This is a genomic window from Enterobacter cloacae complex sp. SHL021 (assembly GCF_049237765.1).
Classification (GTDB): Bacteria; Pseudomonadota; Gammaproteobacteria; order Enterobacterales; family Enterobacteriaceae; genus Enterobacter; species Enterobacter cloacae.
Genome location: NZ_JBMKJG010000013.1, coordinates 135,428 through 149,431, shown reverse-complemented (window position 1 = coordinate 149,431; position 14,004 = coordinate 135,428). Strand labels below are relative to the sequence as shown.

Below are 14,004 nucleotides of genomic sequence, written 5' to 3'. Positions count from 1 at the left end.
AAGATGGTTATTTTTTAAAAGCGTCCGCTAATTTCTGCGTCGCAGAACGGAATACGCCGAGGTCGCTGCCGACGGCAACGAAGGTCGCGCCCCACTCCAGATAGCGGCGTGCGTCTGCTTCAACCGGCGCCAGAATGCCACACGGTTTGCCGTGCGCTTTGGCGCGGGCAAAGATGTGCTGAATGGCGCGCTGCACATCCGGGTGACCCGCATTGCCCAGGTGCCCAAACGCGGCCGCCAGATCGCTTGGGCCGACGAAAATGCCGTCCACGCCCTCGGTGGCGGCGATGGCATCCACGTTATCGACACCCTGCTGACTCTCAATCTGTACCAGAATGGTGATGTTGCTGTTGGACTGCGCAAAGTAGTCCGGTACGGTGCCAAACATGTTGGCGCGATGCGAAACGGAGACGCCGCGGATCCCTTCCGGCGGATAGCGTGTTGACGCCACGGCCTGTGCCGCCTCCTCCTGCGTTTCAACAAACGGGATCAGGAAGTTGTAGAAGCCGATATCCAGCAGGCGCTTGATGATCACCGGCTCGTTCGTGGGGACGCGGACCACCGGCGCGCTCTGGCTGCCTTTGAGCGCCATCAGCTGCGGAATAAAGGTGCTGATATCGTTCGGTGCATGCTCGCCATCAAGCACCAGCCAGTCGAACCCCGCCAGACCCAGCACTTCGGTGCTGATTGGGTTTGCCAGTGCGGACCAGCATCCAATTTGAATCTGGTGCGCCGCAAGCGCCGCTTTAAATTTATTTGGGAAGATAGCGTTATTCATCGTATTTACCTTTTTAATTCCGCAGCCCTGGTCAGTATATTTATTACCAGCGTTATATTTATTCTCTATTTCGGCGTGATAAAATCGTCATTCAGTATAATCGCCACTTCCCGGTAGCACATTGTTTTAATGCTCAAGTGTTACGCTCTGTTTCCATAATATTTTGAGCATATGCACAAACCACTGGGCGCTGATGCACAGAATCAGCCATTACTGGTTCGGGAGCGATCGCGATCACATTCTCACGCTCTGTCTCCTGACATGCTCTATTTTCGCAAGCTGCGTTTTTATTTTTGCCATAAGAAAATTGGCTGTATTTATTATCAGATTCTTTGCTGGAGAATATTGAACAATGGCCGACATTAAAATTCGACAAGCGTTGCCGACGGCGTTCTATATAAAAGTTCACGACACGGATAATGTGGCAATTATTGTGAACGACAATGGCTTAAAAGCCGGAACCCGCTTCCCGGATGGTCTGGAGCTGATTGAACATATTCCGCAGGGGCATAAAGTGGCGCTCGTGGATATCCCGGCCCAGGGTGAAATCGTGCGTTATGGTGAAGTCATTGGCTATGCCGTCCGTGCCATTCCGCAAGGCAGCTGGATTGATGAGTCTATGGTTGAGCTGCCAGAAGCCCCACCGTTGAACACCCTGCCGCTGGCGACCCGCGTCCCGGAGCCGCTGCCACCGCTGGCAGGGTACACCTTTGAAGGCTATCGCAACGCAGACGGCAGCGTTGGAACCAAGAATCTGCTCGGCATTACCACCAGCGTTCACTGTGTGGCAGGCGTGGTGGATTACGTGGTGAAACTCATTGAGCGCGATCTGCTGCCAAAGTACCCGAACGTTGATGGCGTGGTGGGGCTGAATCACCTTTACGGCTGCGGCGTGGCGATCAATGCCCCTGCGGCCGTGGTGCCAATCCGAACTATCCACAATATCGCCCTGAACCCGAACTTTGGTGGCGAAGTGATGGTGATAGGCCTGGGTTGTGAAAAGCTACAGCCTGAGCGCCTGCTGCAGGGCACCGAGGATGTAAAAGCCATTCCGGCCGATGAGGCCAGCATTGTACGTCTGCAGGACGAACACCACGTTGGTTTCCGTTCGATGGTTGACGATATCCTTGAGGTTGCAGAGCGTCATCTGGCTAAACTCAATACGCGTCAACGTGAGACCTGCCCGGCTTCCGAGCTGGTGATTGGTACACAATGTGGCGGCAGCGATGCGTTTTCCGGCGTGACCGCCAACCCGGCGGTGGGTTATGCCTCCGACCTGTTTGTTCGCTGCGGGGCCACGGTGATGTTCTCTGAAGTGACAGAAGTGCGAGATGCCATTCATCTGCTCACGCCGCGCGCCATCAACGAAGAGGTGGGCAAACGCCTGCTCGAAGAGATGGCCTGGTACGATAACTACCTCAATATGGGAAAAACCGACCGCAGCGCCAACCCCTCTCCGGGGAACAAAAAAGGGGGCCTGGCGAACGTGGTGGAAAAAGCGCTCGGCTCTATCGCCAAATCCGGTCAAAGTGCCATTGTAGAAGTCCTCTCGCCGGGCCAGCGCCCAACGAAACGCGGTTTGATCTACGCGGCAACCCCGGCCAGTGACTTTGTTTGCGGCACCCAGCAGGTGGCTTCCGGTATTACGGTGCAGGTCTTTACCACCGGACGCGGTACGCCGTACGGCCTGATGGCGGTGCCTGTGATTAAAATGGCGACCCGCACTGAGCTGGCTAACCGCTGGTATGACCTAATGGACATTAACGCAGGCACCATTGCCACCGGGGAAGAGAGCATAGAAGAGGTAGGCTGGAAGCTGTTCCACTTTATTCTGGATGTGGCGAGCGGCAGGAAGAAAACCTTCTCGGACCAGTGGGGGCTGCACAATCAGCTGGCGGTATTTAACCCGGCACCGGTGACGTGATAGCCCCTCACCCTGCCCTCTCCACAGTGGAGAGGGTAAAAACCGCACCGAGCAGTCCCCTCTCCCCTGTGGGAAGAGGGTTAGGGTGAGGGGAGAAACTACCCTTTCACCAACACCACATCGATCCCGCTTTTACGCAACCCATCCAGGCTCTCCGCCGGAATGCCTTCGTCGACAATAATCATATCAATCCGTTGTGTATCAATGATTTTATGCAGGCTCGAGCGGTTAAATTTGCTGGAGTCGGTCACGACAATAATACGCTCTGCCACTTCGCACATCCGGCGGTTGAGGCGCGCCTCGTCTTCGTTGTGCGTGCTCACACCACGATCAAGATCGATGGCGTCAACGCCCAGGAACAAAAGATCGAAGTGATAATTCTGCAATGACTGCTCCGCCTGGTCGCCATAGAAGGATTGCGACTGACGGCGCAGATGCCCGCCTGTCATCAGCAGTTCCACTCCTTCCGCTTCCAGCAAAGCGTTCGCGACGTTCATGCCATTGGTCATGGCAATCACATCCGTGTGCTGGCGCAGCATTCGGGCAATTTCAAACGTTGTGGTACCCGAATCCAGAATGATGCGATGCCCTGGCTTTACCAGTTCTGCGGCAACCTTCGCGATGCTGCGCTTCACGGCAGTATTCAGCGAGCTTTTATCTTCAACGGAGGGTTCAACGCCCGGCACATTGCCTTCGCAAATCAACGCGCCGCCATAGGCGCGAACGGCGATACCTTGCTTCTCCAGAAAAGCCAGATCGTTGCGGATCGTGACCGTCGACACGCCGTATAAATGGGAAAGATCGTTAACCTGTACGCTTCCCTGCGCCCGCAACCGCTGAATGATCTGCTCTCGCCTTTCACTGGTGCCGGTGATGCGCTTTTCCGCGGAGGAATCAGTGCTGCTCATACGCGATCCTTTATAAATAAACTTTCGTTTCATTTCGTTTTGCCTATTAAGGCCTTTCTTTTAGGGGAATGCAAGCCCCATCTACCGTTCTTACCCTCCCCTTCCCGACGCTGAAACCTTTCATTGCGTTTCTTTTGTGAAACAGATCGGAAAACTATTATCTTTCGTTTTATTTTTATACCACCATAATGCAGTATCAAATGAAACAAAACGAAAGATGAATACCATCACCATCCGAAATGGAGAGGAAAGTGAAACATCTGACTGATATGGTGGAACAACATAAACGGGGGAATTCAAACGGGATTTATGCCGTCTGTTCCGCACATCCATTAGTACTTGAAGCTGCAATTCGTTACGCCCATTCGCAACAAACGCCGCTGCTGATTGAAGCAACCTCAAACCAGGTCGATCAGTTTGGCGGTTACACCGGCATGACGCCCGCCGACTTTTACGGGTTCGTCCGCAAGCTGGCGGACTCTCTTGGCTTCCCCGCGTCACAGTTGATCCTCGGCGGCGACCACTTAGGGCCAAACCGCTGGCAACACCTGCCCGCGCAGCAAGCGATGGCCAATGCTGACGATCTTATCAAAAGCTATGTCGCAGCCGGGTTCAAAAAGATCCACCTCGACTGCAGTATGTCCTGCGAGGATGATCCGGTTCCTTTGACCGACGCGATCGTCGCCGAACGCGCGGCACGTCTGGCGAAAGTCGCCGAACAGACCTGCCGTGAACAGTCTGGTGAATCCGATCTGGTCTATGTCATTGGCACTGAAGTCCCTGTGCCGGGTGGCGCACACGAAACGCTTACCGAGCTTGAAGTCACCACGCCGGACGCGGCTCGCGCGACGCTTGAGGCGCATCGTCATGCGTTCGAAAAGGAAGGGTTAGGTGACATCTGGCCACGCATTATTGGCCTGGTGGTTCAGCCTGGCGTGGAGTTCGACCATGCGCACGTCTGTGACTACCAGCCGCAAAAAGCCCATGCCCTGAGCACCATGGTTGAAGCCTACGATACGCTGGTTTTTGAAGCGCACTCTACCGACTACCAGACGCCACAGGCGCTTCGCCAGCTGGTAAAGGATCACTTCGCCATTTTAAAAGTCGGCCCGGCCCTTACCTTCGCTCTGCGTGAGGCACTCTTTGCGCTGGCTGCCATAGAAGAAGAGCTGCTGCCAGCGAAAGCCAGCTCGGGCCTGCGTCACGTGCTGGAAAACGTGATGCTCGATCGGCCGGAATACTGGCAAAGCCACTACCATGGCGACAGCAACGCACGCCGCCTGGCGCGTGGCTACAGCTACTCTGACCGCGTACGCTACTACTGGCCGGACAGCCAGATTGACGATGCCTTTGAACGTTTGGTGCGTAACCTGGCGGACGAACCGCTACCGTTGCCGCTGATTAGCCAGTATTTGCCGTTGCAGTACAGCAAAGTTCGCGAGGGGGCTCTCAAGTCAACGCCGCGAGAACTCATCATCAACCACATTCAGGACATACTTCAGCAGTACCACGCCGCCTGCGAAGGCGTAACGACTCAGCATGCATAATTAAAAAGAGGAAAAAGCTATGCCAAACATTGTCTTATGCCGAATTGATGAACGTCTGATCCACGGTCAGGTGGGCGTGCAATGGGTGGGGTTCGCGGGGGCGAACCTGGTACTGGTCGCGAATGACGAGGTGGCAGAGGATCCGGTTCAACAGAACCTGATGGAAATGGTGCTCGCGGAGGGGATCGCCGTGCGTTTCTGGTCATTGCAAAAAGTGATCGACAACATTCATCGCGCCGCTGATCGCCAGAAAATTCTGCTGGTCTGTAAATCTCCCGCTGATTTTCTGAAGCTGGTTGAGGGGGGCGTGCCCATCACCCGTATCAACGTAGGAAACATGCACTACGCCAGTGGCAAACAACAAATTGCCAAAACGGTATCTGTAGACGCGGACGACATAGCCGCCTTCAACGGCCTGAAAGCGGCCGGGGTGGAATGCTTCGTTCAGGGCGTTCCAACAGAGACTGCTTTGGATCTCTTTAAACTGCTTTGAGGGATTCACAATGGAAATCAGTCTGTTGCAGGCTTTCGCGCTGGGGCTTCTCGCCTTTATCGCGGGTCTGGATATGTTTAATGGCTTAACACACATGCACCGTCCGGTCGTACTCGGGCCGCTGGTTGGCCTGATCCTTGGCGATCTGCACACCGGGATTTTAACCGGCGGGACGTTAGAGCTGGTCTGGATGGGTCTGGCACCGCTCGCGGGCGCACAGCCGCCAAACGTCATTATCGGCACCATCGTCGGGACCACGTTTGCCATCACCACAGGCGTGAAACCGGATGTCGCCGTCGGGGTCGCCGTGCCGTTTGCCGTCGCGGTACAGATGGGAATTACTTTCCTCTTCTCGGTAATGTCCGGCGTGATGTCCCGCTGCGATCGCATGGCGGCTAATGCAGATACCAACGGCATTGAACGGGTTAACTATCTGGCTCTGCTGGCACTTGGCCTCTTCTATTTCTTGTGCGCATTTCTGCCCATTTACTTTGGTGCGGAGCACGCGAAAACCGCCATTGATGTGCTGCCGGAGCGCCTGATTGATGGCCTTGGCGTCGCGGGCGGCATCATGCCTGCCATTGGCTTTGCCGTGCTGCTCAAAATAATGATGAAAAACGTCTACATCCCCTACTTCATTATCGGTTTTGTCGCTGCGGCCTGGCTCAAGCTTCCGGTTCTGGCGATTGCCGCTGCCGCGCTGGCCATGGCTTTGATAGACCTGATGCGCAAATCACCTGAACCGGCGGCACCTGCAGCCCAGAAAGAGGAATTCGAAGATGGCATCTAATCACACAACATTACCGGGCGTGTCTGAAAGCGAAGAGACGCTGCTGACCGGCGTCAATGAAAACGTCTACGAAGACCAGAGCATCGGTGCCGAACTGACCAAAAAGGACATCAACCGCGTCGCCTGGCGTTCTATGCTGCTGCAGGCCTCATTCAACTATGAACGTATGCAGGCCTCCGGCTGGCTTTATGGATTACTGCCTGCGTTGAAAAAGATCCATACCAACAAGCGCGATCTGGCACGCGCCATGAAAGGTCACATGGGGTTCTTTAATACCCACCCGTTCCTGGTGACCTTTGTTATTGGCATTATTCTGGCGATGGAACGCTCCAAACAGGATGTAAACAGTATTCAGAGCACCAAAATTGCCGTCGGTGCCCCGCTTGGCGGCATTGGTGACGCCATGTTCTGGCTGACCCTGCTGCCTATCTGCGGCGGTATTGGCGCCAGCCTGGCGCTGCAAGGTTCGATTCTGGGTGCGGTGGTGTTTATCGTGCTGTTTAACGTTGTGCATCTCGGCCTGCGTTTTGGCCTGGCGCATTACGCTTACCGGATGGGCGTCGCAGCCATTCCGTTGATCAAAGCCAATACTAAAAAGGTCGGCCATGCGGCTTCCATCGTCGGGATGACGGTAATCGGTGCGCTGGTGGCAACCTATGTTCGTCTCAATACCACACTCGAAATCAAAGCCGGGGATGCGGTCGTTAAACTGCAGGCTGACGTTATCGATAAGCTGATGCCTGCGTTTCTGCCGCTGGTCTACACCCTGACCATGTTCTGGTTAGTGCGTCGTGGCTGGAGCCCGCTGCGGCTGATTGGTATCACCGTGGTGCTGGGTGTTGTCGGTAAATTCTGTCACTTCCTGTAAAAACAAAGAGGTTGCGATGTTAGGCATTATTTTGACGGGTCACGGTGGATTTGCCAGCGGGCTTGAGCAGGCTATGAAGCAAATCCTCGGCGAGCAGCCGCAGTTTATCGCCATCGATTTTCCGGAAACCTCCACCACCGCGCGGCTGACCGCGGAGCTTGAGCAGGCGGTGAGCGAGCTCGATGCCCGGCACGATATTGTGTTCCTTACCGATCTGCTGGGCGGGACGCCGTTTCGCGTTGCTTCTACGCTCGCTATGAAAAGACCGGGCAGCGAAGTGATCACCGGCACCAACCTGCAATTGCTGCTGGAGATGGTGCTCGAACGTGAGGGTCTGAGCAGCGAAGCGTTTCGTCGGCAGGCGCTGGAGTGTGGTCACCGTGGTCTGACGAGCCTGGTAGATGAGCTTGGCCGCTGTCGCGAGGAAGCTCCCGCTGAGGAAGGGATATGAGTCAGCTACTGCGCGCGCGGCGGGTACTGACCGAACAGGGCTGGCTGGATGACCACCAGCTTCGTATCGAGAACGGCGTTATCACGGCGATTGAACCTGTCCCGGCGGGGGTTAACGCCCGCGATGCCGGGCAGCTTTGTCCGGCGTACATCGATATTCACGTTCATGGTGGCATGGGTGTGGATGTGATGGATGACGCCCCCGATGCGCTGAACGTTTTGGCTCTTCATAAAGCACGTGAAGGCGTCGGGGCATTTTTACCCACGACGGTCACCGCGCCGCTGGAGGCGATTCACGGCGCACTCACGCGGATCGCCCGACGCTGTCAGTCAGGCGGCCCTGGCGCGCAGATTCTGGGCAGCTATCTGGAGGGCCCGTACTTTACGCCGCAGAACAAAGGGGCGCATCCGCCTGCACTGTTTCGTGAACTGGATATCGCCGAGCTGGACGCGTTGATTGCGGTATCGCAAAACACGCTGAAGGTGGTGGCACTGGCACCGGAAAAGCCCGGCGCGCTACAGGCCATTCGCCACCTGAAGCAGCGGGGTATCCGTGTGATGCTGGGCCACAGTGGCGCCACGTACGACCAAACCCTCGCCGCCTTTGACGCCGGTGCAGACGGGCTGGTGCACTGCTTTAACGGTATGACGGGGCTGCATCACAGAGCGCCGGGTATGGTCGGTGCCGGGCTGACGGACAAGCGGGCGTGGCTGGAGCTTATTGCCGACGGTCATCATGTTCATCCGGGCGCCATGCGTATATGCAGCTGCTGTGCGAAGGACCGCGTGGTGCTGATTACCGATGCCATGCAGGCGGCAGGTATGCCGGACGGGCGGTATATGCTCTGTGGCGAAGAGGTCACAATGCACCACGGCGTAGTGAAAACCGTCTCCGGCGGGCTGGCGGGAAGCACGCTGTCGCTGGATGCCGCCGTCAGGCATATGGTGGAACATGTGGGTGTGACAGCAGAAGAGGCTATTCATATGGCTTCGCTGCATCCTGCCCGCCTGCTGGGCATTGATCATCAGCTTGGCTCCTTAGCGCCAGGGAAACGCGCCAATATTATTGCGCTGGATGACGGTTTACACCTTCAGCAGATCTGGATTCAGGGCCAGGCTCTCCCCCTTTAGCCCTTTTATTGTGTCTCCTTTTGGCTTTACGGCGCCAAACCGTAAGGCCTTTCTTTTCCTTTCCTTAAGATTAGCCTTTCCTTTCGCGATCACACTTTTCGTTTTATTTCTTTTCTTTCATTGAACTTTCGATTTCTTTTCTATAGATTTTATTTAACTGCTTAAGTGAACAAGTGAAACGAAACGAAAGATAGCGACACATTTGCCAGCGTCTGATGTGGAATTCACACGACTAAGGATTGAGTTATGCCACAGATCACTCCCACCGCCACCACCGGCACCTGGACCGAAGAAGAGATCCGCCAGCAGCCTGCCAGCTGGATCCGCTCGCTCCACAACATCGATAATTTGCGCTCCTCGATTGACAGTTTCCTGACGCCACTGCTGCGTAAGCACGATCTGCGGATCGTACTGACCGGCGCGGGCACGTCCGCGTTTATAGGCGATATCATTGCGCCATGGCTTGCGAGCCACACCGGGAAAAACATCTGCGCCGTTCCGACAACCGATCTGGTCACAAACCCGATGGATTACTTCAGCCCTGCACATCCGCTGCTGCTGATCTCATTTGCCCGTTCCGGTAACAGCCCTGAGAGCGTCGCCGCCGTTGAGCTGGCCAATCAGTTCGTGCCGGAGTGCTACCACCTGTCGATCACCTGTAACGAGGCGGGAAACCTGTATCAGAGCGCTATCGACAGTGATAACGCCTGTGCCCTGCTGATGCCTGCCGAAACGCACGATCGCGGTTTCGCGATGACCAGCAGTATCACCACCATGATGGCAAGCTGCCTGGCCGTATTCGCGCCAGAGACGATCAACAGCAACACCTTCCGCGACGTGGCCGATCGCTGTCAGGCGATCCTCACCTCACTTGGTGATTTCCGCAATGGCGTATTTGGTAACGAGCCCTGGAAACGGATCGTCTACCTGGGAAGCGGTGGCCTGCAGGGGGCGGCGCGGGAATCGGCGCTGAAGGTACTGGAACTGACCGCGGGCAAGCTGGCGGCATTCTACGATTCCCCAACGGGGTTCCGTCACGGGCCTAAGTCGCTGGTAGATAACGAAACGCTGGTGGTGGTGCTTATCTCCAGCCATCCGTATACGCGTCAGTACGATCTGGATCTTCTGGCCGAATTGCGTCGCGATCGCCAGGCCCTGCGCGTTGTCGCCATCGCCGCTGAAAACGATCCGGTGATTGAAGCGGGCCCGCACATCCTGCTGCCGCCTTCACGCCCGTTTATTGATATGGAACAGGCGTTCTGCTTCCTGATGTACGCCCAGGTCTTTGCGCTGTCCCAGTCCCTCAGCGTGGGCAATACACCCGATACGCCATCCGCCAGCGGCACGGTCAACCGCGTGGTACAGGGCGTTGTTATTCACCCGTGGCAGGCTTAAGAGGATCGCATCATGAGCATTATCTCAACGAAATATCTTCTGCAGGACGCACAGGCAAAAGGCTACGCCGTGCCGGCGTTTAACATCCACAACGCAGAGACGATTCAGGCGATCCTCGAAGTGTGTAGCGAGATGCGATCGCCAGTGATCCTCGCAGGCACACCGGGCACGTTCAAACACATTGCCCTGGAAGAGATCTACGCCCTGTGCAGCGCATATTCATTAACTTACGACATGCCGCTGGCGCTGCATCTCGATCATCACGAATCCCTCGACGATATTCGTCGCAAGGTTAACGCTGGCGTGCGTAGCGCGATGATCGACGGCAGCCACTATCCGTTTGAACAAAACGTGAAGCTGGTGAAATCGGTAGTCGATTTCTGCCACCTCAACGACTGTAGCGTCGAGGCTGAACTGGGCCGTCTGGGCGGCGTGGAAGATGACATGAGCGTCGACGCGGAGAGTGCATTTCTCACCGACCCGCAGGAAGCGAAACGCTTTGTCGAACTGACCGGCGTGGATAGCCTCGCCGTCGCCATCGGCACCGCACATGGCCTGTATACCAAACGCCCTAAAATTGACTTTCAGCGCCTGGCCGAGATCCGCGAAGTGGTCACCGTGCCGCTGGTGCTGCATGGCGCGAGCGATGTGCCAGATGAGGATGTACGTCGCACCATCGCGCTGGGTGTGTGCAAAGTCAACGTGGCGACCGAGCTGAAAATCGCCTTCTCTGACGCAGTGAAAGCCTGGTTTGCTGAAAACCCGCAGGGTAACGATCCGCGTTTTTATATGCGGGTCGGAATGGATGCCATGAAAGAGGTGGTCAGGAGCAAAATTACCGTGTGTGGCTCGGCAAACCGCTTGCTGCTTCCGACAGAAGCCTGATGAAAAAGGATCTTACCCTGATGAAAAAAATCCTCACCCTATCCATGCTTGCCCTGTGTGTTTCCCATAGCTCGATAGCAGCGAATTACACCCTTAATAACCACAACATTGCCCTGTCATTTGATGACGCGAACTCGACGGTCGTGGTGAAGGACACCAGGGCTAATCATCCGCTGACGCCGCAGGAGCTGTTCTTTCTGACGCTGCCGGACGAGACTAAAATTCACACGGCGGATTTTAAGGTCAAACATGTCGAAAAACAGGACAGTGGAATTGTCGTCGACTTCACCCATCCTGACTTTAACGTGACGGTGAAGTTGAACCTGGTGAAGGGCAAATACGCCAGCATCGACTACACCATCGCCGCCGTCGGGCAGCCACGGGATGTGGCGAAAATCACCTTCTTCCCGACCAAAAAGCAAGCTCAGGCACCTTACGTAGATGGGGCAATTAACAGCTCGCCGATTATCGCAGACTCGTTCTTTATCCTGCCGGATAAACCCATCGTTAACACGTACGCCTATGAAGCGACGACCAACCTCAATGTGGAGCTGAAAACCCCCATTCAGCCGGCAACACCGGTCAGCTACACCACCTACTTCGGTACCTTCCCGGAGACCAGCCAACTGCGCCGTAGCGTAAACCAGTTTATCGATGCCGTGCGTCCGCGTCCGTATAAACCTTACTTACACTACAACAGCTGGATGGATATCGGCTTCTTTACACCGTACTCCGAGCAGGATGTGCTGGGGCGGATGGACGAATGGAACAAGGAATTTATTGCCGGGCGGGGTGTCGCGTTGGATGCTTTCCTGCTTGACGATGGCTGGGATGACCTTACCGGGCGATGGCTGTTCGGCCCGGCTTTCAGCAAAGGTTTTGGCAAGGTACGGGAGAAAGCAGACAGCCTGCACAGCTCTGTTGGCCTGTGGCTCTCGCCATGGGGCGGATATAACAAACCGCGCGATACGCGCGTCTCGCATGCAAAAGAGTACGGTTTCGAAACGGTAGACGGGAAGCTGGCGCTGTCAGGCCCGAATTATTTTAAAAATTTTAATGAGCAGATCGTTAAGCTTATCAAAAACGAGCACATTACCTCGTTCAAGCTCGACGGGATGGGTAATGCCAATTCGCATATTAAGGGCAGCCCGTTCGCCTCGGATTTTGACGCCTCTATTGCACTGCTGCATAACATGCGCAGCGCCAATCCGAATCTGTTTATTAACCTGACGACCGGTACCAATGCCAGCCCATCCTGGCTGTTCTACGCCGATTCCATCTGGCGTCAGGGAGACGACATCAACCTGTACGGCCCCGGCACACCGGTGCAGCAGTGGATGACCTATCGCGATGCGGAGACGTATCGCTCTATTGTGCGTAAAGGTCCGCTATTCCCGCTGAACTCCCTGATGTATCACGGGATCGTCAGCGCGGAGAATGCGTATTACGGTCTGGAGAAGGTGCAAACGGACAGCGATTTTGCTGACCAGGTCTGGAGCTACTTCGCCACCGGCACCCAGTTGCAGGAGCTGTATATCACCCCTTCAATGCTCAACAAGGCGAAGTGGGATACCCTGGCGCAGGCTGCCAAATGGTCCCGGGATAACGCCAGTGTGCTGGTGGATACCCACTGGATTGGCGGAGACCCAACGGCGCTTGAGATCTACGGCTGGGCGTCGTGGAATAAAGACAAAGCCATTTTTGGATTACGAAACCCGTCGGATAAGCCGCAAAGCTATTATCTGGATTTGACGAAAGATTTCGAAATCCCGACCGGAGATGCGACGCCGTTTAGCCTGAAAGCGGTCTATGGCAGTAACGCCACGATACCGGCAGAGTATAAAAACGCGGTGGTGATTACCCTCAAACCGCTGGAAACGCTGGTATTTGAGGCGATGCCTGTTCACTAATCGTAGGCCGGGTAAGGCGCAGCCGTCACCCGGCAAAATAAGCACGCAGGGGCTTACTCCCCCTGCTGCTCCAGCGCATATTTATAGAGCGCATTCTTCTTCACGCCGTGGATTTCTGCCGCCAGTGCTGCTGCTTTCTTAAGCGGCAATTCAGCCTGTAGCAGTGCCAGAGTACGCAGCGCATCGGCAGGCAGTGCGTCCTCCTCCGCTTTATGCCCTTCGACAATCAGCACCATCTCACCCTTGCGACGGTTTTCGTCCTCTTTTACCCACGCCAGCAGTTCGCCGACCGGCGCGCCGTGAATGGTTTCCCAGGTTTTGGTCAGCTCGCGCGCCAGCACCACGTAGCGGCTCTCTCCCCAGACGGTCACCATATCTTCCAGGCTTTCCAGCAGGCGATGCGTGGATTCGTAGAAAATCAGCGTACGCGGTTCAGCTTCCAGCTCTTTTAACACGTCACGGCGGCCTTTGGATTTGGCGGGCAGGAAACCTTCATAGCAGAAACGATCGGACGGCAGGCCCGCTGCGCTCAACGCAGCAATCGCAGCACACGGTCCCGGCAGTGGGACCACCCGGATCCCGGCTTCACGGCAGGTACGCACCAGATGGTAGCCCGGGTCGTTAATCAGCGGCGTACCGGCGTCAGAGACGAGCGCAATGTTCTGCCCCTCTTTGAGCTTCGCCACCAGCGTTTCTGCTTTTTGCTGCTCATTATGATCGTGCAGGGCGAAGAGACGAGCGTTAATCGCAAAGTGTTGCAGCAATAAACCGGTATGCCGGGTATCTTCAGCGGCAATTAAATCAACAGCTTGCAATACGGTCAGCGCACGTTGGGTAATATCAGACAAATTCCCGATAGGAGTAGGTACAATATAAAGCTGGCCTTGAGAATTCTCTGCCGTTTCGTGTTGTTTCATTGTTTCGT

13 protein-coding genes are annotated in these 14,004 nt (G+C 55.6%); 10 read left to right on the top strand and 3 right to left on the bottom strand.

Going from position 1 to position 14,004, the window contains the following annotated elements; genetic code table 11:
• Positions 1-7: 7 nt before the first annotated feature.
• On the bottom strand, positions 8-778 hold the full coding sequence (garL, locus tag ACOTZF_RS14960; protein ID WP_013098883.1) for a 2-dehydro-3-deoxyglucarate aldolase: 771 nt from the start codon (positions 776-778) through the stop codon (positions 8-10).
• A gap of 352 nt (positions 779-1,130) precedes the next feature.
• Between garL and garD the strand changes: the two genes are divergently transcribed.
• A complete protein-coding gene (gene garD / locus ACOTZF_RS14955; protein WP_129253337.1) occupies positions 1,131-2,702 on the top strand; it encodes a galactarate dehydratase in 1,572 nt (523 codons plus the stop codon).
• Between the two features lie 98 nt (positions 2,703-2,800).
• On the opposite strand, the gene ACOTZF_RS14950 is transcribed toward garD, so the two are convergent.
• Positions 2,801-3,610, bottom strand: coding sequence for a DeoR family transcriptional regulator (locus ACOTZF_RS14950; RefSeq protein WP_013098886.1), 810 nt, complete (start codon positions 3,608-3,610; stop codon positions 2,801-2,803).
• Positions 3,611-3,849: 239 nt separating this feature from the next.
• Between ACOTZF_RS14950 and kbaZ the strand changes: the two genes are divergently transcribed.
• The 9 genes from kbaZ to ACOTZF_RS14905 all read left to right on the top strand — a co-directional run bounded on the left by kbaZ (position 3,850) and on the right by ACOTZF_RS14905 (position 13,079).
• Positions 3,850-5,157, top strand: a complete 1,308-nt coding sequence (gene kbaZ, locus ACOTZF_RS14945; RefSeq protein ID WP_013098887.1) for a tagatose-bisphosphate aldolase subunit KbaZ — start codon at positions 3,850-3,852, stop codon at positions 5,155-5,157.
• Between the two features lie 19 nt (positions 5,158-5,176).
• Positions 5,177-5,650 (top strand): PTS N-acetylgalactosamine transporter subunit IIB, encoded by a 474-nt coding sequence (gene agaV / locus ACOTZF_RS14940; RefSeq protein WP_013098888.1) that lies wholly within the window; start codon positions 5,177-5,179, stop codon positions 5,648-5,650.
• Between the two features lie 10 nt (positions 5,651-5,660).
• Positions 5,661-6,440 (top strand): PTS N-acetylgalactosamine transporter subunit IIC, encoded by a 780-nt coding sequence (gene agaW / locus ACOTZF_RS14935; protein WP_038983591.1) that lies wholly within the window; start codon positions 5,661-5,663, stop codon positions 6,438-6,440.
• A complete protein-coding gene (agaE, locus tag ACOTZF_RS14930; protein ID WP_013098890.1) occupies positions 6,430-7,308 on the top strand; it encodes a PTS N-acetylgalactosamine transporter subunit IID in 879 nt (292 codons plus the stop codon). Before agaW ends, agaE begins: the two co-directional genes overlap by 11 nt.
• 16 nt (positions 7,309-7,324) lie before the next feature.
• Positions 7,325-7,759, top strand: coding sequence for a PTS galactosamine/N-acetylgalactosamine transporter subunit IIA (gene agaF, locus ACOTZF_RS14925; protein ID WP_029883376.1), 435 nt, complete (start codon positions 7,325-7,327; stop codon positions 7,757-7,759).
• Positions 7,756-8,889 (top strand): N-acetylglucosamine-6-phosphate deacetylase, encoded by a 1,134-nt coding sequence (gene nagA, locus ACOTZF_RS14920; RefSeq protein WP_129253339.1) that lies wholly within the window; start codon positions 7,756-7,758, stop codon positions 8,887-8,889. The genes agaF and nagA overlap by 4 nt, the downstream gene beginning before the upstream one ends.
• 246 nt (positions 8,890-9,135) lie before the next feature.
• Positions 9,136-10,284: an SIS domain-containing protein gene (locus ACOTZF_RS14915; protein ID WP_038420688.1), complete on the top strand. Its 1,149-nt coding sequence runs from the start codon at positions 9,136-9,138 to the stop codon at positions 10,282-10,284.
• A 12-nt stretch (positions 10,285-10,296) separates the two neighbouring features.
• Positions 10,297-11,169 (top strand): tagatose-bisphosphate aldolase subunit KbaY, encoded by an 873-nt coding sequence (kbaY, locus tag ACOTZF_RS14910; RefSeq protein ID WP_029883379.1) that lies wholly within the window; start codon positions 10,297-10,299, stop codon positions 11,167-11,169.
• Between the two features lie 20 nt (positions 11,170-11,189).
• Positions 11,190-13,079 carry an enterotoxin gene (locus ACOTZF_RS14905; protein WP_129253381.1) on the top strand — a complete coding sequence of 630 codons (1,890 nt, stop codon included), beginning with the start codon at positions 11,190-11,192 and terminating at the stop codon, positions 13,077-13,079.
• 53 nt (positions 13,080-13,132) lie between these two features.
• On the opposite strand, the gene rsmI is transcribed toward ACOTZF_RS14905, so the two are convergent.
• A complete protein-coding gene (rsmI, locus tag ACOTZF_RS14900; RefSeq protein WP_013098896.1) occupies positions 13,133-13,996 on the bottom strand; it encodes a 16S rRNA (cytidine(1402)-2'-O)-methyltransferase in 864 nt (287 codons plus the stop codon).
• Positions 13,997-14,004 lie beyond the last annotated feature (8 nt).